We start from the raw sequence: 21,380 nt of genomic DNA, 5'->3' as shown, positions 1-21,380 counted from the left end.
GTATGACCACGCTAGGATACGCATGTTTATTGATTAGACATTTTTTTCTTGACAGAGCCAAAGCGTCACAAAGATTATCGCGCTTAAAAGTTTTAAAAATTTGTAGCTACAACTTTTCCGTGGATGACCTATCAGGAGGCGACGCTGTTGAACAAGGTATTGGCTCAAAAAAGATGGTTGGTATTGTTTTTTCTCATAATGATACCGTTTACTGTAAACAGTTTCATTTACGCGCAGGACACAAATGCATCGTTGAGCGGCACCGTCACAGATTCAAGCGGCGCGATCGTTCCGGCAGCAAATTTGAGCCTGACCAATCTGGCTACGGGATTCCAGCAGAATGTCGTTTCAAATGGCTCCGGCGAGTACACGTTCCGCAATCTAACTCCCGGAAAATACACACTTTCGGTGAATGCTCAGGGTTTCCAGTCGGTCGTGCAGACAGGCATCGAACTCGCGGTGAACCAGGTAGCTCGTACTGACGTTCACCTGACCGTCGGCAAGGCCGACGAGACCGTCACCGTCAATGGTGACGTGTCCCTGATTAACTTCGAGAATCCCACCCTGGAAGGCGGCATCGCTCCGCAGACTCTGCAGGATCTGCCACTGACGATCTCGGGCATGCCCCGTTCGGCAATCGGGCTGGCCATTATGTTGCCCGGCGTTTCCACTGCATCAACAGGCAATGCGTACAATGCCCGTATCAACGGCGGTCTGACCACTGGTGATGAAGCGCTACTCGACGGCGCGACCATGACCGAAGGTTTCATGAACCAGAGTGGCATGGTTTCGCTGTATGAAGACTTCCAGATGTCGCCCGACATGGTAAGCGAAGTCCACGTGCTTACGGCAAATTATCCATCACAATATGGGTCTTCAACTTCGGGACAGCTGATTGTCCAGAGCAAGGGCGGCGGCGAACAGTTTCACGGCGCTGCATTCGAGTACTTCCGCAACGATGCGCTGAACGCAATTCAATGGGGCGGCACCAGTAGGGTACCGGATAAGGAAAATAACTACGGAGCCAATATCGGGGGCCCGATTCTGCTTCCCTGGCTGCACGGTGCCTCGTCATCACGAAAGGCATATTTTTACTTCAACTGGGAAGGGTTTCAGGATCACGGCGCAGCCGTCGCGCCTACGCTGTCGATCGCATCGCTCAATGCCCGGCAAGGCAACTTCAGCAACCTGAAGGATGCAAGCGGCAACCTCATTCCGCTTTATTATCCGATCGTGACCGATCCCGGCAATCCGCTCTATTCATACTCCGGTCAACAGATCCCCAACAATATTATCGATCCGGCGACCTTTGCCAAGATTGAAGATCCAATTGCACAGGCATGGATTGCTGCTATGCCGACGCCCACGAACAGTGGCGAATTGAACAATTACTTATCGCCAACCGCCGGCCAGGGTTCTCTAACCAATGCTGAAAATGTGTATATGACCCGTGAAGATTTCAGCTTCAGGGACAGCGACCACTTCTACTTCACTTACTGGCGTCAGTATTCAGCGCCGAACCTTGGCAGCTACCTGCCCAAGGCCCTGTCAACGGCAAGTCCCGCAGTTCCTGAAAATGCTCCAATTGCACGCCTCAACTGGGAGCACACCTTCTCGCCCGTCATGACCAACCACGCGACCTTTGGCTATCTGAATCGCAACGAAGGGTACTATGCGCTGAATGCCGGCGCCAGCCTGCCCAAGGTAGCGGGTGTCGCGAACGGTGGACTGCCCCAGTTCAACTTCAGCCAGTACAATCAGCTCGGCAACAACACCGATGCCTCCGGTAACAGCCTGACCACCCGTCCAACCTGGGCATTTAACGATGTCCTTACCCGCGTCATAGGAAAACACACCCTGACCGCGGGATACGAATGGCGGAATGCCGGTGGCAACCGCCGCATCTCCACCAACCAGGCCGGCACCTTCACCTTCTCGCAGAGCACGACCGGCATTTCAGGCACAAATTCCGGAAATGACATGTTGGCCTTCGAGTTGGGTGCGACCTCGAATGCGAATGTGACCTATTACAACGTGGTCAGCAACTATCCGCGGCAGTTCGGCTCAGCCGCGCATGTCGGCGATGCGTGGCGTTTGAACCCGCAACTGACACTGACTTATGGTTTGCGGTGGGATTACATCGCGCCTTCGATCGAGAAGAATGACCACCTGTCATTCTTCGACCCGGATGGCCAGAATCCTGATGCGGTCAGCACCGGCGGCCAGCCGCTTCTCGGCCGTCTCGCGTTTGCGGGAAACAAGTACGGAAGCGCCAGCTACGGCGCCCGGTATCCGGAAGAGCTCGTCCTCGATAACATTTCGCCGCGCGTAGGCGCAGCCTACTCACTAGACCCCAAAACGGTGGTCCGTGCGGGATATGGTGTTTATTACGGACAGGCATTCTATCCGGGTTGGGGCGGCGGCATGAGTCTCGACGGATTCAATACAACCGCGCAGGTTTCGCAGATTCAGGTTGGAAACCGCCAACAGCCGCAAATGTATCTCAACTACAATGGCTTTGCACCGTTTGCTCCTGCGGTAACGTCAGACATCAGTGCAGGCGCAGATAACGGTATCTCGCCGTTGTACCGGCCGCGTGATGCCAACCACCGCCCTTACTCGTCGCAATGGAACCTCACCATCGAGCGTGAATTGCCGAGCAACCTCTTCGTCAGTGCGTCGTATGTGGGTACCAAGGGTACGCACCTCCCATCGCAAAAGAGCCCCATCAACGTCGTCAATCCATTTACCGGAACCTTCAACACGCTGGCTTCCACCCCGGTACTCGGTCCCGGCGGCACGGTGCTGTTAGATACGGTGCTGAAGGCAAATTACAACGCCACCATCGCGACAGACGGCTATGACGGTCCCACTGTCTTCGCGCAGAACAATGTCGCTCCGCCGTTCCTCGGCTACGGCACCGGGCTCAAAAATTGCGATCCAACGCTGGCGCAGGCGCTCACGCCTTTTCCGCAATATTGCGGTACGCTGCAGGGTCTCAATGAAGGGCACGGAAATTCCATCTACCACTCGCTGCAGGCACGCGTGGAGCGCCGCTTCCAGGCCGGCTTGTACATCCTTGGTTCTTTCACCTGGTCAAAGCTGATCACCGACGCGTCACAAACGACTCAGGCAAACAACGATGGTTCCGGCGGAGACAACATCTTCTCTCCGTTCGATATCAAGCGGCTGCGCGCCCTCTCAGAAGACAACACGCCAATCGTCGGTTCGCTGGCTTTTGTATATGAACTGCCCCTGGGCAGCCATCACCGCTATTTGAATTCCGGCATAGCTTCCGGTTTTGCCGGAGGGTGGAAGGTGAGTCCGATTTACCGGTACGAGTTTGGCATCCCGCTCTCATTTCACTCCGCAAGCTGCAATGTCATAGGCCAAACCCGTCAGGGCTGTCTGCCGGGCATCATTCCCGGAAAACAGGTATTACCCCACGGCCGCAATGGCTTCAATCCATCCAAGGGCGATGGCCAATATATCAACGAAGATGCCTTTGAGACGAACTTCAGTCAGTTCGGCTACACAGGCTACGGCGCACCCGTGACCAATATCTATGGGCCAAGCTTTAAGAACACCGATGTCTCCTTAACCAAGGACACCCGGTTCGGTGAGCGGCTTAACTTCAAGTTTGGCACCAACTTCTTCAACGCATGGAACAACCATTACTTCGTCAACCAGGGAGGGAATACTGGTGCGTCGTATGCCTTCAACACAACTGTAGGAGCCTCCGGCTTCGGTCAGTGGAACGGATCAGTAAGCACACCGCGTACGATCCAGTTCTACGGTCGTCTGGAGTTTTAGGCGCGAAGCCAGTCTTCGCGGCTAAAGCTTTTACCATGTCACCCGGGCGTGCTATACGGCGCGCCGGGTGAATTATTTAGGTTTGGATGATTGAGGTGCGGGCGAGCCAGAGTCGGAATGAAGGCTCAGGTAGATCTGCACCTCCTCATCGGCAGCCGATGTCTGACCAGCTTTTCGGTAAATCCTCGCCAGTGAGAAATGCGGCTCGGCGTAGCTCGAATCGAGGTGGGCTGCTTCCTTCAATTCTGGGATGGCGGCATCGCTTCGGCCACGGTCCTCCAGCAGATTGCCCAGCCGGAAGTGCGCTGGTGCCAGTTTCGGATCGAGCCGAATGGCTTCACGGAATTGAGTTTCAGCTTCATCCATCCGATTCAAAAGCTGAAGAGAGAGGGCGAGATTCAGATGAGGCCACGGCGATGGATTCGGCGATTTCCTGTCGGCCTCAATTGCCTTTTGATAATTCTCGATTGCGTGCGTGCTGTCGTTCTTGTACGCGTAGCAGAGGCCAAGATTGTCATAGGCCCGCGCCATCGCCGGATCAAGTACGAGAGCCTGCTGAAAATAGTGAATCGCCCCATCATAGTTTTGCGCGTCGTAATCCAGGCGCCCCAGCCAGTATGGGTATAGGGCGTCGGCAGGATGCTCCATTGCCAGCGACTTGAGTTCCGATCGCCCCCAATCCGGATGCCCGATGCGGATATATGCCATGGCAAGCGAAAACCGGAGTGAGGGATTTAGGGGCGCAATGACTTGAGACTTTTTCCAGGCAACAGCAGCGTTGAGGAAGTCCTGGTCGAGGAAATAGATGCTGCCGATATAGGCCAGCAGTTGCGCCGAGCGCGGGGAATGTGGATCCTTGTCGATCTCTGAAAGAAGCAGCTTCTCCGCGCGAGGATAATCGCGCAATTTTACCGCCTGATCCAACTGGCGGGCTTCTTCCGATGAAAGCGACAGCGATTCGATCGATGGTGAAGCCGGGGACGGTGGATCGGTGCGCACCTGACCCGACGCAGATGCGAGAATCTGAGCAAAGAGGAGTGCAGCAAGAAGCCAGTAAGATGGTAACTTGCCTGAACGAAACATGCTGATCCCTAGTGTAAAGCGCCAGATGTGTGCGCGAACAGGAATGTGCAGATGGATCGGCGTGATGGCGCTTCTGACCACTGTTGCGACGGCGCAAACGACGACCAACAACTATGAGCGCACACTGCTGGCTATTCAAAACCAGATTCAGTCTGGGAATCTCTCAGAAGCACAGTCGCTCATCACTGAAGCAGAGAAAGCCTATCCGGCAAATGGCGGGATTGAAAACCTCAAGGGCGTCATCGCCATTCAGCAGGGAAAAAAGGACGAAGCCGAGAAGGATTTCTCTGCGGCGATCCGGCACAGCCCGGGTCTCACCAGCGCTTACCTGAACCTAAGTCGGCTGTATATGCAGACAGGCCCGCATGATCCCGCCTCCGAAGCAAAGGCGCTGCGCATTTACGAAAAGGTCCTCTCGATGTCGCCTGCCGACCCAGAGGCGAATTACTACGTCGCAATTCTGCTTATGCGCACGGGCAACTATACCCGTTCTTTGGAGCATGTCAAAAAGCTCAGCGCGGAGGATAAGCAAGCCTTGAATATGCTGGTGGTTGCGTGTGGGGATGAAGCCGCCCTGGGGCATACTGCCGAAGCCAGCCGCGATGCCACCGCGTTAGTGGCTCAGCCTGACATGACGGAGGCGGACGTACTGGAATTGGTCCCTGCATTCCGATCCGGCCACAACGCTGACCTGCTCGAATCCCTGCTGAAAGCGGTGGCATCCCGCAAGCCTCTTTCAGTCACCGGCCTGCATATGCTTGGTCTGGCACAGGCGGCGCAGGGCAAGCTGCCCGAGGCGCAGGCGGCACTGGAACGTGCATTTGCCGCCGACGACAGCTCCGCTGTAACTCTTTCCGATCTGGCCCGTATCGCCGGAGACCGCAACGATCTCAAGGGCGCTCTCGGCTACCTGGCCCATGCTCGCGATCTGGCTCCAAAGGATGCGACTTATGCCTACCGCTTCGGAGTGATCTGCCTGAAGATGTCGCTGCTCGACGAGTCGCGCAAGGCGTTGAACGAAGCCGTTCACCTGGAGCCCGAGAACGCCTCCTATAACTATGCGATGGGGATTGTCACCGGCTTCGATCGCGGTCCAGCCGACGCGCTGCCATATCTGACCAAATACCATGCTTTGCGGCCGGAGGATGCAGCCGGAGTTCTCGCATTAGGGGAAGCGTACTTCCGCGCAAATGACTTCGAAACGGCTTCAAAATGGCTGAAAAATGCCACAAATAGCAACGAAACAGCAGCCACCGCTCATTACTATCTGGGCCGGATCGCGCGCCACAACGGCGAGATCGACGAGGCCAAAACCCAACTTACACAATCACTTACACTCGAACCGAACCGCCCTGAAACGTTAGCGGAACTGGGCCTGCTCTACCTTCAAATCAAGGATTATCCCAACGCAGAAAAGCACTTGTCGCAAGCTCTTACCTTAAACCCGGACAATTCGGCGGCTAACTTTGGTTTGCTGCAACTATATGCACGTACAGGAGATCCGCGGCGCGAAGAGCAGCAGAAGCGTTTTAATGCTCTCAAAGATAAGCAGCAGGAATTGTCTGTGGAGTTGATGCGCACGATTGAAATTCGCCCGCAGGATGCGACGCAAAGTCCGCACTAGAAGTAAAAAAAAAGCCGTTATCATTTTTTCTTGTTTTCGACTGCCGCAGCTTCCGCCTGGTGACGGAGCGCATGCACCACCACGCGCAGCATTTCTTCTTCCGGCGCAGGTTTGCCGGTCCAGATTTCGAATTGGCGTGCGCCTTGATGGACGAACATCTCAACGCCGGTAATCACCGGGATATTTTTTTCGCGGGCCATACGCACCAGTGGCGTATCGATGGGGTTATAGACCATCTCGAAGACCAGGCGTGCGTTGATCTCTTTCGGCTCGAGAATATGGTTCGGCTTAACGCCGTGCATACCTACGGGCGTCGCATTCAGGATGACATCGAATTGCGATTTCGCCAGTTGCTCACGTTTGAAGGTCTTGGCTTTGGCTTGTCGCGCGAGCTTCTGGCCATCTTCCGTCGTGCGATTGAGAATGAAGACCTCGGCGCCCTTTTCTTTCAGGCCGAAAACGGCAGCCCTCGCCGCTCCACCCGCTCCAAGTACAAGAATTTTGGCGCCTTTCAAGTGCAGGCGCCGCTCCAGCGGGCGTACTACCGCCGCGACATCCGTATTGAAGCCGTACAGCTTGCCATCCTGCGCGCGAACAACGGTGTTGCAGGCCCCGATCTTTTCCGAGATTGGGTCGGTTTTCTCTAAATGCTTGAGGATCTCTTCCTTGAGCGGCATCGTCACTGCCAGCCCATGAACAGGCACTTCGCGCACGAGAGTCAGCAGGTCGTTGATCTTATTCGTTTGCAGGGCCAGAAAAACGGCATTCACGGTTTCGCGCCGGAAGGCGGTGTTCAGCATCAGGGGTGAGAGCGAATAGCGGACCGGATTTCCGGCTACGCCGTAGACCTTTGTCGAAACATCGAGCTGATCGATACGGTACGTTTCGTGCAGCGTCCGCGCCGCAATCTGGCCTGGCCCGGTCTCTTCGCCGGGCGTGGCGGCGGCAAAGGTAAAAACACTGCCAGCGCGAATGGCCAGGACGCGGCTGATGATGCCCTGATCGCCCATGCAGATGCCGATCAGATTAGCCATGTCCCGGGTGCGCTCGAGAAAGTGCATCATGGTGACGTTGTCGACCAGATTCCTGGCGGTGGAAACAATCTTGATGAACTCAGGCTCATAGGGCCGGATTCGCTCGAAGATGCCGTCCAGATCCTTGGTGGCTACAAAATCGTGGTAAGAAATGATGAGAGCCGCGCCCCGCGCGCGCAGCTTTTCCACGCCAGCAGCCTTGATAGCCTCGGCGGTCTGTAATTCAATGTCGACCATGTGGAAGCCGGACGAAGCCGCCTTCTGCAAAATCTCCAACTCATCGGCGATTTTGCCCTTGAATTTGCCTCCCCCAGCCACGCGACGGCAGGTGGCGACGGCGGTTACCTCGCTGCGTTCAGCGAGAAAAGTCTTAAGCTTCGGCAGCGCCGCTAATGGCTTTTCCAGGTAATCGAGGCGAAATTCGACAAACGGATTCTCGCGGATGGCTAGTTCCGCCCGTTCGATCATTTCCGCAGGAGTCGACCCGATGATGGCTACACAAACTTTGCCGATACGGGAGCGGAGATATTGGGGCGACAGAACTTGAGCGACGTGATTCATGAGCGCAATTGCGGCATCTTACCGAGTAGTTTTTGAGGATGCAAGTTTACAGCCGAAAATATGAGACAACGGCTATCAGACTATCACCTAGATTGAAATCGGCTACTCTTATCTAGCATTCTTAAAAGAATTTTATGGGAGTGAATTCGTGGCAAATTCTGTCGCTGTACCCGTCTCGCAAATCAGTCATCCGTGGAACCCGGCAGGCCAAGGCTCTGTGGATGAATCCAGCCTGGAAAAATGGGTAAATTCCGCGCTGGAACGCCACGAAAAGGCAATCGAACAGTTGTTAAGTGCCCCGGGCCAACGAACCCTTGAGAACACTCTTTACTACTATGACGAGGCCATCGCTGAGCTGGGCGCTGCCGGCTCGCAGGCCGGACTGCTCGATAGTGTTCATCCCGAAAAAAAGATTCGCGACAAGGCGCAGGCCCTGACCCAGAAAATCGCCGAGGCCGGCACATTGCTTGCCCTCAATCAAGGCGTTTATAGCGCGCTATCGGCCATGGATCTGACTCAGGCCGATGAGGCTACCCGGCATTATGTGGAGAGGACGCTCCTGCAATATCGTCTTGCCGGCGTCGACAAAGACGACGCGATACGCCAAAAAATCAGGGAGTTACAGGATAAAGCGACCTTGCTTTCGCTCACATTTGGCCGCAACGTTCAGGAACATGTGAACCGCGTAACGATTGAGAATGTGAAGGACTTGGAAGGGCTTCCGCAGGACTTCATCAGCGCTCATGCACCCGATGAGCATGGTCAGATTACGTTGACCACCGACTATCCGGATTACATGCCGGTAATGACTTTCGCCAAAAATGCCCAGTTGCGACTGCGCATGTTCCTCGCTTACAACACGCGAGCCTTCCCAGCCAATGAAGGGGTATTGCTTGATCTGCTGAAGATCCGCCGCGAAATCGCAAACATTCTCGGTTTTCCAACCTGGGCTGATCTGGCAATGGCCGACCAGATGATGGGTTCGGCGACCAATCTCAAGGCGTTTCTGGCGGAGTTGGACAGGGCGACGAAGGATGGAGCGCAGCGCGAATATGCGACTGTTCTTGAATTTGCGCGGCGTGAAAAGCCGACTATGGTCTCCATCGACGCCGACAGCAGGGCGTACTGGTATGAACAGTATCGCCGAACGGCATATGCCTTCGATTCGCAGTCAGTACGGCCGTATTTTCCCTATAAACCGATCGAAAAAGGTGTTTTAGAGACTGCTGAGAAGCTCTTTCAGGTCACATTTCAGCCGGTAGAAAATCCCGATGTGTGGCATCCATCGGTCGGCGCCTGGGACGTTTACAACGGGCTGAATACGGGTTCCGGTGAGCGCATTGGACGCTTCTACCTTGATATGCACCCGCGCGAGGGCAAGGATAAGTGGTTCAGCGCCCACCCGTTAATTCCTGGTATCGCCGGAAAGCAGGTGCCGGAGGCAGCGCTGATCTGCAATTTCCCTGAGCCAAAGGATGATAGCCCCGGCCTAATGCAGTATTCCGATGTCGTTACCTTTTTCCATGAGTTTGGACATCTCATGCACGCGATCCTCGGCGGACAGCAGAAGTGGGCTGGCGTGAGCGGTATTGCCACGGAGGGAGATTTCGTCGAAGTACCATCGCAGATGCTGGAGGAGTTTTTCCGCGATGCGAATCTTCTGGCCAGCTTCGCCAGGCACTATCAGACAGGGAAACCGATTCCCGCCGAGCTCGTGGAAAAAATGAACAGCGCCGGAGCCTTTGGCCGTGCCGACTGGGTGCGAACGCAGCTCTTCTACACCAGTTATTCGCTGGATACGCACTACGAAGACCCGGAAAAGATGAATCTTGCCGTTTTAATGCAGGCCGACTACACGACGTTCCTGCCTTATACGTGGATCGACGGCAACCGCATGTATGCCAGCTTTACGCACCTCGTCGGGTACTCATCGAATTACTACACGTACCTCTACGACAAGGTGATTGCGCTCGATTTCTTTAACCAATTCAATCGCAGCAGCCTGCTCGAAGACCCGATTGCCATGCGCTACCGTCAAACGGTGCTCGAACCGGGCGGATCGGTTCCCGGCAAAGCGATCGTTCAGCAATTCCTCGGGCGTGAACAGAGCCTGGAAGCCTTCGTGCGCTGGATTGGCGAAGAGTTTGAGCAGCCCACCGCGGTAACGGCGTAGGAGGCTGCATGCAGGTTTCCAAAGTTCTTAGCGCCGCTGCTAAAGGCAAATGGGCTCTAGTAACCGGAGCCAGCGCCGGAATCGGTACGGCGCTGGCCGAACAGCTCGCTGCCGCAGGTACAAATCTTGTCCTGACGGCGCGTCGCGCTGACCGGCTGGAAGCGTTGGCAACACGCCTGAAAAGCGCATACAAAATCGAAGCGCGCACCATTGCAGTGGATCTCGCGCTTCCCGATGCTCCTCAGCAGCTCCTGGCTGCTACAGAAGAAGCCGGGCTGGCGATCGACATCCTCATCAACAATGCCGGATTTGGGTATTACGGCGAATTTGCCGAGGGTGATGCGGCCTGGCAGCGTCAGATGGTGGATTTGAACTGCTCGGCGGTTGTGCACTTGACGCGGCTTTTTCTGCCCAAAATGATCGAACGGCGGCGCGGATACGTGATGATCGTGGCATCTACTGCCGCATATCAGCCCGTAGCCTACATGGCGACCTACGCGGCCACCAAAGTCTTCGACCGCTTTCTGGCCGAGGCCCTGGCGCATGAAGTTGCAGATTATGGCGTCAAGGTGAGCGCCTTGTGTCCTGGTCCCACGGAATCTGAATTTCACGAGGTAGCCGGGACTCGCAGCCAGTTCGGACGTGGGCGCCAATCGGCGGAAGATGTAGCCCGCTTGGGCCTTGAAGGATTGCTTGCAGGGAAGCCGTGGGTGATTCCATATGGAGCCGGAAAGGTCATGGTTTTTATGCAGCGATTCATGCCGCGCCGGATGGTCTCAGGTGCTGCGGCAAGAATGTTCCGTCCGAAGAAGTAAAACTGTAGAGGTGAGTGAAGTTAAGTTGAGAAATTCGCCGGCTGCATTTGGGGAGCGAAAGATTCTCTGGATTCTTCGCCTGCGGCTCAGAATGACGGCTTGTTGATGGCTGCGCGAGCCTCTGACTGGCATATCGTGCGCGCGTCGGTCTGCCCAAGGGCCGAATGACGGTTTCTTAATGGCTGTGAGGGTGTCGCAAGATTCGACTCAAGCTTCGATCGGCTCGACGTAGAACATCTCATTCGTCTGACGGAAGCCGGTGCTCTCATACAGCGGTCTTCCTTCATCAGTCGAGTGCAGGGCGACAACGCGAATTTTGCGACGGCGTGCCTCGGATAGAGCGTATTCGATAAGATGACTGGCCAGTTTCCGGCGGCGGTACTCCGGCTCGACATAGACATTCAGCAGATAGCCGCGCTGAGTGGAGAGCGGATCGAGCGGATGGGGAGGCCAGTCGAGAAGCATCAATCCGGCGCCCGCAACCACTTTGCCTTCGTCCTCCGTCAGCCAGCCCAGATATTTCCCTTCATTGATCATGCGCACGAGCCAGGGTTCGAAATGCTGAGACATGACCTGGAGCACCTGATTGTCGCGGCGTCCGGCATCCACAAACATGCGATGACGATGGTGGGTGATGATGGCGGCGTCGGTGGCGGTGGCGGTGCGCGTCTCAAGCATACGTGAGCCAGTATAAGACGATAGGATGAGTCTCGGGACATATGCCTTCGTCGAAACAGAATTCGCTGCCGCTGATGACCAGGCTTTTTCGGCCCGGAATGCGCCTGGGCGTGGCGGTTTCCGGGGGAGCTGACTCCGTGGCATTACTGAAAAGTCTGTACGTGCGAAGGCAGGAACTGGGGCTGGTGCTGACGGTTCTGCATGTGCACCATGGGATCCGCGGGGAAGAGGCTGATGGTGATGCAGCCTTTGTTGCCGCACTTGCCGGTGAGCTTGGCCTGCGCTTCTTGCGTCGCGATGTGGATACTCCCGCTCGCGCCGAACAAGAAGCGGAGACCATGGAAGAGGCAGCGCGAAAGCTGCGCTATGCGTGGTTTGAAAGCCTGCTGGCGGCGCGTGAGCTGGATGCCGTTGCGACCGCCCATACGTTAGACGATCAGGCGGAGACGGTACTGCAAAAGATGCTGCGTGGCACCTGGACCGAAGGGTTGGCGGGCATTTTCCCTATAGTAGAGCGGCCCGGCGGCGAGATTCTGCGCCCTTTGCTGGAGACCCGGCGGGGGCAGATTGAAGAATATTTGCAGGCGTTGAAGCAGCCATGGCGCGAAGATGCGACGAATCGAGACACGGCCTACAACCGGAATCGGATTCGGCATGAATTGCTGCCCATTCTGGCTAAATATAACCCTCGGATAACGTCTCAGCTCGGCCATCTCGCTGATATCGCACGGGACGAAGACGCGTACTGGCAGATGGAGCTTGCCCGGATTCTGCCCTCGCTTTTGCTACCGGGGCGGTCGGTACGTGGCGGTGGACGCGCTTCCTCGACCCATCCTGAGGAGGCTTCGGTCGGCATAGAAGTCGAAAGGCTGCGGACTCTGCATCCGGCGCTGCGGCGGCGGATATTGCGAGCTGCGGCGGAGCAAACTGGCTGCGTTCTGAATTTTGAACAAACCGAGCTTCTGATGGCAATGTGCGAGGGCAAGGCGGGAAGACGGGAGACGCTGACTGCGGAAGTCAAGGTGGAACGGACGCCACGCGAGTTGCGTATTCTTCGCGAAAGGAATGCGGAGTTCGCGCAAGCGACTGAGTTGAGGGTGCCTGTTCCGGGCAGAGTGGAAGCGGATGGTTTTGGGTTAAGAATGACTACCGAGGCGAACATCGCGGCGGCGGCTTTGCCATCAGCCATCTTGAGGTTTCCTAAGGCAGGGGATCGTGTCCGGTTATGTTACACGGCTGCGCCAAAAAGGATCAAAGAAGTTCTGGAGCGGATGCAAATCGCTCCAAGAGAGCGGAAGAGCTGGCCGGTTTTGGAGTGGCAGGGTGAAATTGTGTGGATGCAGGGAGCTGAAATCGAAAGTCCCGCCGCCTCCGCTGCAGGGCTGAAAATTTTGGCGGAAAAGATGCCGCCTGCTGGCGGACAAGAAATTTCTTCCGATGAGGTTCCGGGAGTAGAATAAAGAATGCGTAACTAGACGCAAAACTGGAAACGATTTAGCTGGCACTTTCCGGATGAAAGCGGCGTCTAATGCAGCAGGAAGTAAGCGTAAGCAGCGTTTTTCGCGCTGGATTGTGAGCGCCAATCTTATTTTTTATATGGGGCGCTTGAGAGAATCGAGGGTTAATTCGTGAATTCGACGGTCAAGACGATCATTTTCTGGGTATTTGTATTCGCATGCCTGGTGCTGCTCTGGCAGGTGTTCGAGAAGAGCACAAGCAGCGGCAAGGACCAGGAGATCGCCTTCTCGCAATTTCTGCAGGACACGCAGCAAGGGCAGATCAACGACGTGACCGTGCTCAGCAGCGGCGAAGTGCATGGCCACTTCAAGAATGACAAGGGGCAATTCCACGTTACCGTTCCTGCCAACTATCCCCACCTCTATGATGTGCTGTCTGACAATAAGGTATCGGTAACAGTGAAGGACCAGCAGGGAAGCGCTTGGCTGAGCATTCTCATCCAGTTCTCGCCGGTCATTATTATTGGCGCGCTGTGGTTCTTTATGCTGCGGCAGATGCAGAGCGGCGGAAACAAGGCTTTGTCGTTCGGCAAGAGCCGCGCTCGGTTGCTCTCAATGCAGCAGAAGAAGATCACCTTCAAGGACGTGGCTGGTGTTGACGAGGCCAAGGAAGAGCTGAAGGAGATTATCGAGTTTCTGCGCGAGGCGCAGAAGTTCCAAAAGCTCGGCGGACGCATTCCCAAGGGCGTGCTGCTGGTTGGACCTCCAGGAACCGGCAAGACTTTGCTGGCGCGTGCCGTTGCCGGCGAGGCGAATGTTCCGTTCTTCTCCATCTCCGGTTCCGACTTCGTAGAAATGTTTGTCGGTGTTGGCGCTAGCCGTGTTCGCGATCTCTTTGAACAGGGCAAGAAGAATGCGCCCTGCATCATCTTTATCGACGAAATCGATGCAGTTGGCCGTCACCGTGGCGCTGGCCTCGGCGGTGGACACGACGAGCGCGAGCAAACGCTGAACCAGTTGCTGGTTGAGATGGATGGCTTCGAGTCGAATGACGGCGTGATTCTGGTCGCTGCAACGAACCGGCCCGATGTGCTCGATCCCGCGCTGCTTCGTCCGGGACGCTTCGATCGCCGCGTGGTGGTGGGCCGTCCGGATGTGCGCGGACGCGAGGAAGTGCTTCGTGTACATGCCAAGAAGGTTCCTCTTTCCGAGGATGTCGATCTGCGAGTGATGGCTCGCGGCACACCGGGATTCAGCGGCGCCGATCTGGCCAACATGGTCAACGAAGCTGCGCTGAACGCGGCACGCGCGAATCGCAAGGCTGTCGTCATGTTTGATTTCGAGCAGGCCAAGGACAAGGTCCTGATGGGCGCTGAGCGTAAGTCGATGCTGTTGACCGATGAAGAGAAGCGCGTGACGGCATATCACGAAGCGGGACATGCTGTGATTGCAGCCCTGCGCGCTCATGCCGACCCGCTGCACAAGGTCACGATCATTCCCCGTGGCATGGCGCTTGGCGTGACGATGCAGTTGCCGGAAGATGACAAGCACACCGTCACCAAGGATTACCTCGAGACGCAGCTTGCCATTCTGATGGGCGGTCGTATTGCGGAGGAGATTTTCCTCAAGCAGATGACAACCGGCGCAGGCAACGACATCGAGCGCGCCTCAGACCTTGCCCGCAAGATGGTTTGCGAGTATGGCATGAGCCGCCTTGGTCCGCTGACTTTTGGCAAAAAAGAAGAGCAGATCTTCCTCGGCCGTGAGATTGCACAGCATCGGGATTTCTCGGAAGAGACGGCGCGGCAGATCGACAGCGAAGTCCGCAACTTTGTGGATGAGGCTTATAAGGCTGCCTACGAAACGCTGAATAGCAACCAAGACATCATGCATCGCATGGCCAATGCTCTGCTGGAACGCGAGACGATCGATGCGAGCGACATTCGCGCGATTATCGAAGACAAGGAGCTTCCTCCGCTGAAGACGAATGGCGGCGGCGGTACTCCTGCGACGGGCGATGTGCAGCAGGTTCTGAAGCCAGAGCCGAATCGTGGAGGTGGACTGCCAGAAGGCAGCCCGTCACCTGCATAAATTTATCTCAGCTCAAAATAAAAAAGGCAGCCGAGCGGCTGCCTTTTTATTGTCTTCTGCTATTTTCTCTTCCAGCGAACGCCCTCTTTTGAATCTTCCAGCAGGATGCCTTTTTCCAATAGCTCTTTGCGGATAGCATCCGCGCGGGCGAAGTTGCGGGTGCGACGCGCCTGATTTCGCTCCTCGATCAGAGCGTCAATCTGCGAATCGCTGAGAGAGATCTGGGCACGTACTTCCGGAGATGCTTCGTCAAGACGGCCTTCTTTCTCCGCCCATTCGAGGGCAAAGCGCGTCCAATGCGAGTCGTTGTCTTCGAGGACAGTAAAAATCCTGTCGAAGTCGGCAAGTGTATCGAGAACGGCTGCGACACTCGATCGGCAAAGAGAGCCTGCATCGGCAGCGGCATTGACCGTGCGAACCAGATCGAAGATCGCGGCGCGGGCCTCGGCTGTGTTCAGGTCATTTGCCAGCGCTGCCAGAAATTTTCCTTTGGCGGTTGAAGCGGCCTCCTGAATAGCGGTGGCATTGCAGTTCTCAGGCCACTGGGTGTTCTTCAGCCGCTGATAAAAGGTGCGCAACCGTTCTACGGCACCGGTTTCCGCGCCCAGTCCCTCAAAAGTGAAGTTGAGCTGCTGGCGGTAGGGAACCGAGGTAAGCAGGAAGCGGATAGCCGAGGCTTTGTAACCCTTAAGTAGCAGGTCGCGAAGGGTATAGAAGTTGCCCTCGGATTTCGACATCTTGCGGCCTTCGACGAGAAGGAAGCGGACGTGGAACCAGTGCCGGGCAAAGGGCTTGTGCGTTGCCGATTCTGACTGTGCGATCTCGTTTTCGTGGTGCGGGAACATCAGGTCTTCGCCACCGGCGTGCAGGTCGAAGTTGTCGCCGAGGTATTCCATGGCCATGGCGGAGCATTCGATATGCCAGCCGGGTCGACCCGGGCCGAGCGGTGTTTGCCAGTGGTACTCGCCGGGCTTTGGGGCCTTCCAGAGGGCAAAGTCGCGGGCGGAGTCCTTGTCGTACTCGTCGACGTCGACACGGGCACCGTCGGTGATGCCGCTGAAGTCCTTCTTGGATAGCTTGCCGTAGGCTGGGAAGCCGGCAATGCGGAAATACCAGGAACCGTCCTCGGTCTTGTAGGCGAGGTCCTGCTCGGCAAGGCACTGGATGAGCTTGACCATCTCGTCGATGTGCTCTGTGGCACGGGCGATGACTTCCGGGTGCTCGACGGAGAGCGCGTCGAGGTCCTCGAAGAAGGCCTTCTCGAAGCGTGGCGTGTACTCGCCGATGGGGATGTTGGCGGCGGCAGCGTTGCGGATGATCTTGTCGTCCACGTCGGTGATGTTCATGACGTGCTTCACCTTCGTGCCAAAGAGCTCAAGCGTGCGACGCAGCAGGTCGACGTGCAGAAAAGTGCGAAAGTTCCCGATGTGGCCGTAGTCGTAGACCGTGGGGCCGCAGGCGTAGATGCGCAGCGCTTCGCCGTCGGATGGCTGAAGCTCTTCGATGGCGTTTGAGAGGGTGTTGTAGAGGCGAATGGTCATTCGTGCGGTATGCGGCAGCTTCAGGTTCACCTGTGATTCTACCAGTTGCACTCAGCGGCCAAGCGTAAGCGACGGTTCGGCGGAAAGCTCGGCGGGAGCGGTCTCGCCTTCAAGGAGCTTTGGCCATGCGGCTGCCGCAACCATGGCGGCGTTGTCGGTCGAGAGCGCCAACGAGGGAAAGGCGATGGGCAAGCCGCGCTCGGCGGCTTCGGCGGTGAAGCGCACGCGCAGTTCGCGGTTGGCGGCGACTCCGCCGGAGACGAGCACGCTGGCTGAGTCGAAGGCTTCGGCGGCCTGGAAGGTCTTGCGACGCAGATCGTCCACGACGGCACGCTGGAAGGATGCGATGAGATTGAGGGTCTCTTCGTCGCAGAGCGGGAGCGCGTCGGATGGCTTCGGGTTAGGTATCTCGGCCAACGCTTTGCGGCGGGCTTCTATGGAGGCTGCGAGATCGTGTGTCTGCACGTAGCGCAGGACGGCTGTCTTGATCCCGCTGAAGGAGAAGAGGAACTGGCTTGCTGGATCGTCGCGATGCGGGTCTTTGCGGTAAGGTTTGGGCTTGATCTGGGCGAAGGAGAACGGGACAGCTTTCGGGTTGCCGTGCGGGGCGAGGGCGTCGATCCATGGACCTCCGGGATAGCCGAGCCCGAGGAGTTTGGCTACCTTGTCGAAGGCTTCGCCGGCGGCGTCGTCGAGGGTGCGGCCAACGTTGCGGTAGCGCCATGATTCGCCGTTGCGCCTGGCGAGGTAGAGGTGCGTGTGTCCGCCAGAGACGACTAATGCCAACGCTGGTAAGGGCATAGGTTCTTCGGCGAGCTCGGCCTGTTCCAGCAAGACGGCGTGGATGTGGCCTTCGAGGTGGTTGACGGCGATGAGCGGCTTGTCCAGGGCGTAGGCGAGCGACTTGGCGTAGGTGATGCCGACCATCAGCGCTCCGGCCAATCCGGGACCTTCGGTGACGGCGACGGCGTCGAGGTCGTTGAGGGGGATGCCTGCTTCGGCAAGGGCAGTGCGGACGACGGGGACGATGTTGCGCAGGTGCTCGCGCGAGGCCAGCTCGGGGACGACTCCGCCGTAAGGGGCGTGCGTGGCGATCTGTGAGGCGACGACGTTCGACAGGGTCTCGGCTCCGCGGCGCACGACTGCGGCTGCGGTTTCGTCGCAGGAGCTTTCGATGCCGAGGATGAGGCCGGATGCCATGTCTCTATGATAGTGGAGTGTGAGATCCCATCCTTTCGCAAAGTGCGCGAAAGGATGGGGCACCCAAGACGTGTGGGGATTTGGACGAGATGGTTTCAGGACCGAATAACTGCCGGTCCCTCCGCTCCGCGCTTCGGTCGGGATGACAATGTTGATCGTATGACGAAGAGCAAGGCACAAGTCGCGGCGGAGAGGATTGTCCAGCGGTTGCGGGCGGAAGGTTATGACGCGTACTTCGCGGGCGGCTGCGTGCGCGACATGCTGCTGGGCCGTAAACCGAAGGACTTTGATGTGGCGACGAATGCGCGTCCGCAGGTGGTGCTGGACCTGTTTCCACGGACGTTTGCGGTTGGCGCGCACTTCGGCGTGGTGCTGGTTGCCGATGAGATGGACGGTGCAGAGATTGTCACCGAGGTGGCTACGTTCCGGTCCGATGGGGCTTACTCGGATGGCCGGAGACCGGATGAGGTGCGCTTCTCCGACAGTCCGCAGGAAGATGTGCTGCGGCGTGACTTCACCATCAACGGCATGCTGCTCGATCTACTGGTGCTCAATGAGACGGGCGATGTGGCGCAGTCTGTGCTTGACTTCGTGGATGGGCGTGACGATCTTGCGGCTGGTGTGGTTCGAGCGATTGGCGATGCGGAGAAGCGTTTTGCCGAAGACAAACTGCGCATGCTGCGGGCGGTTCGCTTCGCGGCGCGCTTCGGGTTTGCGATCGAAGCCAAAACGCTGGCTGCGATTCGTAGTCATGCTGCGGAAGTTGGCATGGTGAGCTGCGAGCGGATTCGTGAGGAACTGACTCGCATGCTGACGGAAGGTCATGCGCGGCGCGCGTTTGAGCTGCTGGACGAGACGAATCTCTTAAAGCAGGTTTTGCCGGAGATTGACCGGTTGCATGGGGTGGAACAGCCGCCGGAGTATCATCCCGAAGGCGACGTGTGGGTGCATACGCTGCTGCTGCTGGAAAAGCTGCCGGAAGGCGTATCGCCAACGCTGGCCTGGGGCGCGCTGCTGCACGATGTGGGCAAGCCTGCGACCTTCGAGCGCGCTCCGGACCGGATTCGGTTTAACGGCCACGTGGAAGTGGGCGTGCGGATTGCCGAGAGCATCTGCCGACGGCTGCGGTTTTCAACCGAGGAGACGGAGCAGATTGCGTTGCTGGTCGAGAATCACATGCGCTTCGGTGACGTGATGCGGATGAAGGAATCGACGTTGAAGCGCTTTTTCCGGCTGTCGCGTTTTGCTGAGCACCTGGCGCTGCACCGGATCGATTGCCTCTCCAGCCACGGCGATCTTTCGCTTTATGAATTCGCCAAAGAACGCTTTGAGACGATGCCGGAAGAGCAGGTGAAGCCGCAACTACTGGTGACGGGGGCGGACCTGATCGCTGCCGGCTATAAGCCCGGGCCCCGGTTTAAGGAGATGCTGGCCGCTGCCGAGGATGCACAGCTTGAGGGCCACATTCACAGTACCGATGAAGGGCTGGCGCTGGTGCGGGCGGCCTACCCCCTCCCCCCTGGGTCCTAGTTCCGTTTTCTATTGTTTTCAATAGCTTAGCGGGGGGTCATCCCCTGCTATCTCGCTCATTCTTAATGGGTTAAGTCGATTCTATTGTTTTCAATGACTTACGGGGTAATCGGTTTCGAATGGTTACCTCTTTTTTCCCCTCTATTTCAGGATAGCAATTTTGGGCATAATACTCTGCCAACTTTCTTTGGTTAATTTTTCCTTTGGAATGTTTGATTTAAGGGATTTTAGATTGCGGCGGGGGCTTGACAAGATTTTTGGGGATTGCCCGGGGCTAAAGCCCCTTGGAGACTTGTTGGTGATTCACCGGGCTGGAAGCCCGGTGCTTCTACCCTAAAAACCTTGTTCATTGTGGATGTCTCATGGTTTCCCCACCTTCCCTTTCAGGGTCAGAAATGGGGCACCCAGGTGTTGCTGCTTATCAATGGGTTAGAGGCTTAGTGCTTCTATCTGAAAACCTGTTCATAATGGACGTCTAAGTGATCTCCCCACCCTTCGCTGCGCTCAGAATGGGGCACCCAGTGTTGCTTATCACCGGGTTAGAGGCCGGTGCTTTTACCTGAAACCCCGTTCAGTTCTTCTGCTCTGGAAACCCGTCTCGCTATGGAGCAGCGTTGGCTCCCACCCTTTCGCAAGAACGCGAAAGGATGGGGCACCCAGTGTTGTTGCTTATCGATGTGAAATAGCGGGCCTTGCTTGCGCAAGGGCTTCGCACGAACTTTGTTCGCGGATCCTTCGACTTCCCTTTCGCTACGCTCAAGGTTCGCTCAGGATGACGGCGGTTGGCGGAAGATCTGTGAATCCTCTTGTGCCTAAGAGATGAGGTCTTCGAGGGGGTGGAATCGCTTTGTTTGCTCGTTGTAGGTTTCGATCGATCCGGTGGGGATGTCGTAGTACCAGCCGTGGATCTGCAGGGTTCCGTTTGCCAGGCCGTCGGCGACTTCGGGGTGCGTTTTCAGGTGGTGGAGCTGGGCGATGACGTTGGCATAGATGAGGGTGGTATGCAGCTCTTTCGGGTCCTTCGGCGTGGAGCCGGGATCGCAGTATTGCCAGGCGGCGTCGACGTATTTCAACCATGCGCCGGTGTTGGGCAGGCCGGAAAGATCCTTTTTCCCGACGACGGCTTTGATCGCGCCACAGTCGGAGTGTCCGCAGATGATGACGTGGCGTACCTTGAGAACCTTGACTGCGTATTCGAGGGTGGAGGTGACGCCGCCGGGGGTTTCGCCAAAGGGCGGAACGATGTTGCCTACGCTGCGGGAGACGAATAAGTCGCCGGGCTCGGCTTGCAGAATGAGGCTGGGGACGATACGCGAGTCAGCACAGGTGATGAAGAGGACTTCCGGGGATTGGACCTCGGCGAGCTGGCGGAAGTGGTCCTTCATTTGAGGGAAGACTTCGTTGCGGAAGCGCTGGTATCCCTTGAGGAGGTTTTTCATGGCTGCTTCTGTTTTAGCAGAGTGAAGGCGGAGACTGAAGCCCTGTTTTCGGATTTGAGAGGATGCTGGGATTCACGGTTGAAGGGTGCTCTCCCCACCCTTTCGCAAGGTACGCGAAAGGCACCCGGCACCCGGCAGATTGGGAAGGTTGGAGAAAGGCCCGGGGCTGAAGCCCCTTCTTTTTTCTGGCTATTCACCGGGCTAAAGCCCGGTGCTTCTACCATGGTTTTGATTTTCGAGCGTTTTCGCGGCATCTATCTGTGCTGATATTCGTGGTTGGAGATGTGTGCTCTTTCCCACCCTTTCGCAAAGTGCGCGAAAGGATGGGGCACCCGGCACCG

General features: G+C 56.9%; 13 protein-coding genes. 7 read left to right on the top strand and 6 right to left on the bottom strand.

Annotated elements, in window-relative coordinates; genetic code table 11:
• Window positions 1-183: 183 nt before the first annotated feature.
• Window positions 184-3,813 carry a carboxypeptidase-like regulatory domain-containing protein gene (locus tag GSQ86_RS13675; RefSeq protein ID WP_158750513.1) on the top strand — a complete coding sequence of 1,210 codons (3,630 nt, stop codon included), beginning with the start codon at window positions 184-186 and terminating at the stop codon, window positions 3,811-3,813.
• 72 nt (window positions 3,814-3,885) lie between these two features.
• Here GSQ86_RS13675 and GSQ86_RS13670 read toward each other — a convergent pair whose 3' ends face one another.
• The gene (locus GSQ86_RS13670; protein ID WP_158750512.1) at window positions 3,886-4,896 is read right to left on the bottom strand and encodes a lipopolysaccharide assembly protein LapB; all 1,011 of its coding nucleotides are present in this window, start codon (window positions 4,894-4,896) and stop codon (window positions 3,886-3,888) included.
• A 64-nt stretch (window positions 4,897-4,960) separates the two neighbouring features.
• Between GSQ86_RS13670 and GSQ86_RS13665 the strand changes: the two genes are divergently transcribed.
• Window positions 4,961-6,520, top strand: a complete 1,560-nt coding sequence (locus GSQ86_RS13665; RefSeq protein WP_158750511.1) for a lipopolysaccharide assembly protein LapB — start codon at window positions 4,961-4,963, stop codon at window positions 6,518-6,520.
• A 20-nt stretch (window positions 6,521-6,540) separates the two neighbouring features.
• On the opposite strand, the gene aroE is transcribed toward GSQ86_RS13665, so the two are convergent.
• Entirely contained in the window at window positions 6,541-8,115 is a 1,575-nt protein-coding gene (gene aroE / locus GSQ86_RS13660) for a shikimate dehydrogenase (RefSeq protein WP_158750510.1), read from the bottom strand.
• Between the two features lie 148 nt (window positions 8,116-8,263).
• Between aroE and GSQ86_RS13655 the strand changes: the two genes are divergently transcribed.
• Complete coding sequence (locus GSQ86_RS13655; RefSeq protein WP_158750509.1) at window positions 8,264-10,288, top strand: M3 family metallopeptidase; 2,025 nt, start codon at window positions 8,264-8,266, stop codon at window positions 10,286-10,288.
• 8 nt (window positions 10,289-10,296) lie between these two features.
• Window positions 10,297-11,103 carry an SDR family oxidoreductase gene (locus GSQ86_RS13650; RefSeq protein WP_158750508.1) on the top strand — a complete coding sequence of 269 codons (807 nt, stop codon included), beginning with the start codon at window positions 10,297-10,299 and terminating at the stop codon, window positions 11,101-11,103.
• A gap of 207 nt (window positions 11,104-11,310) precedes the next feature.
• Here GSQ86_RS13650 and GSQ86_RS13645 read toward each other — a convergent pair whose 3' ends face one another.
• Window positions 11,311-11,781 carry a GNAT family N-acetyltransferase gene (locus tag GSQ86_RS13645; protein WP_158750507.1) on the bottom strand — a complete coding sequence of 157 codons (471 nt, stop codon included), beginning with the start codon at window positions 11,779-11,781 and terminating at the stop codon, window positions 11,311-11,313.
• Between the two features lie 41 nt (window positions 11,782-11,822).
• Between GSQ86_RS13645 and tilS the strand changes: the two genes are divergently transcribed.
• Together tilS and ftsH are read left to right on the top strand one after the other, a co-directional pair.
• On the top strand, window positions 11,823-13,241 hold the full coding sequence (tilS, locus tag GSQ86_RS13640) for a tRNA lysidine(34) synthetase TilS (RefSeq protein WP_254062371.1): 1,419 nt from the start codon (window positions 11,823-11,825) through the stop codon (window positions 13,239-13,241).
• Window positions 13,242-13,409: 168 nt separating this feature from the next.
• The gene (ftsH, locus tag GSQ86_RS13635) at window positions 13,410-15,329 is read left to right on the top strand and encodes an ATP-dependent zinc metalloprotease FtsH (RefSeq protein ID WP_158750506.1); all 1,920 of its coding nucleotides are present in this window, start codon (window positions 13,410-13,412) and stop codon (window positions 15,327-15,329) included.
• 59 nt (window positions 15,330-15,388) lie between these two features.
• Here the strand turns inward: ftsH and cysS are convergent, their stop codons facing one another.
• Together cysS and tsaD are read right to left on the bottom strand one after the other, a co-directional pair.
• Entirely contained in the window at window positions 15,389-16,870 is a 1,482-nt protein-coding gene (cysS, locus tag GSQ86_RS13630; protein WP_158750550.1) for a cysteine--tRNA ligase, read from the bottom strand.
• 51 nt (window positions 16,871-16,921) lie between these two features.
• Window positions 16,922-18,070, bottom strand: coding sequence for a tRNA (adenosine(37)-N6)-threonylcarbamoyltransferase complex transferase subunit TsaD (tsaD, locus tag GSQ86_RS13625; RefSeq protein ID WP_158750549.1), 1,149 nt, complete (start codon window positions 18,068-18,070; stop codon window positions 16,922-16,924).
• 159 nt (window positions 18,071-18,229) lie between these two features.
• On the opposite strand from tsaD, the gene GSQ86_RS13620 reads away from it, so the two are divergent.
• Window positions 18,230-19,600 (top strand): CCA tRNA nucleotidyltransferase, encoded by a 1,371-nt coding sequence (locus GSQ86_RS13620; protein WP_158750505.1) that lies wholly within the window; start codon window positions 18,230-18,232, stop codon window positions 19,598-19,600.
• Between the two features lie 812 nt (window positions 19,601-20,412).
• Here the strand turns inward: GSQ86_RS13620 and GSQ86_RS13615 are convergent.
• Window positions 20,413-21,039, bottom strand: a complete 627-nt coding sequence (locus GSQ86_RS13615; protein WP_158750504.1) for a carbonic anhydrase — start codon at window positions 21,037-21,039, stop codon at window positions 20,413-20,415.
• Window positions 21,040-21,380 lie beyond the last annotated feature (341 nt).

Source organism: Acidobacterium sp. S8, assembly GCF_009765985.1.
Lineage (GTDB): Bacteria > Acidobacteriota > Terriglobia > Terriglobales > Acidobacteriaceae > Alloacidobacterium.
The sequence above is the reverse complement of the archived record's forward strand: the minus strand, read 5'-3'. Positions and strand labels throughout refer to the sequence as shown.

Coding starts and splice junctions, on each gene's coding strand:
- GSQ86_RS13670 (WP_158750512.1), bottom strand. CDS start 4,896: ATGTTTCGTTCAGGCAAGTTACCATCTTACTGGCTTCTTGCTGCACTC.
- GSQ86_RS13665 (WP_158750511.1), top strand. CDS start 4,961: ATGGCGCTTCTGACCACTGTTGCGACGGCGCAAACGACGACCAACAAC.
- aroE (WP_158750510.1), bottom strand. CDS start 8,115: ATGAATCACGTCGCTCAAGTTCTGTCGCCCCAATATCTCCGCTCCCGT.
- GSQ86_RS13650 (WP_158750508.1), top strand. CDS start 10,297: ATGCAGGTTTCCAAAGTTCTTAGCGCCGCTGCTAAAGGCAAATGGGCT.
- GSQ86_RS13645 (WP_158750507.1), bottom strand. CDS start 11,781: ATGCTTGAGACGCGCACCGCCACCGCCACCGACGCCGCCATCATCACC.
- tilS (WP_254062371.1), top strand. CDS start 11,823: ATGCCTTCGTCGAAACAGAATTCGCTGCCGCTGATGACCAGGCTTTTT.
- cysS (WP_158750550.1), bottom strand. CDS start 16,870: ATGACCATTCGCCTCTACAACACCCTCTCAAACGCCATCGAAGAGCTT.
- tsaD (WP_158750549.1), bottom strand. CDS start 18,070: ATGGCATCCGGCCTCATCCTCGGCATCGAAAGCTCCTGCGACGAAACC.
- GSQ86_RS13620 (WP_158750505.1), top strand. CDS start 18,230: ATGACGAAGAGCAAGGCACAAGTCGCGGCGGAGAGGATTGTCCAGCGG.
- GSQ86_RS13615 (WP_158750504.1), bottom strand. CDS start 21,039: ATGAAAAACCTCCTCAAGGGATACCAGCGCTTCCGCAACGAAGTCTTC.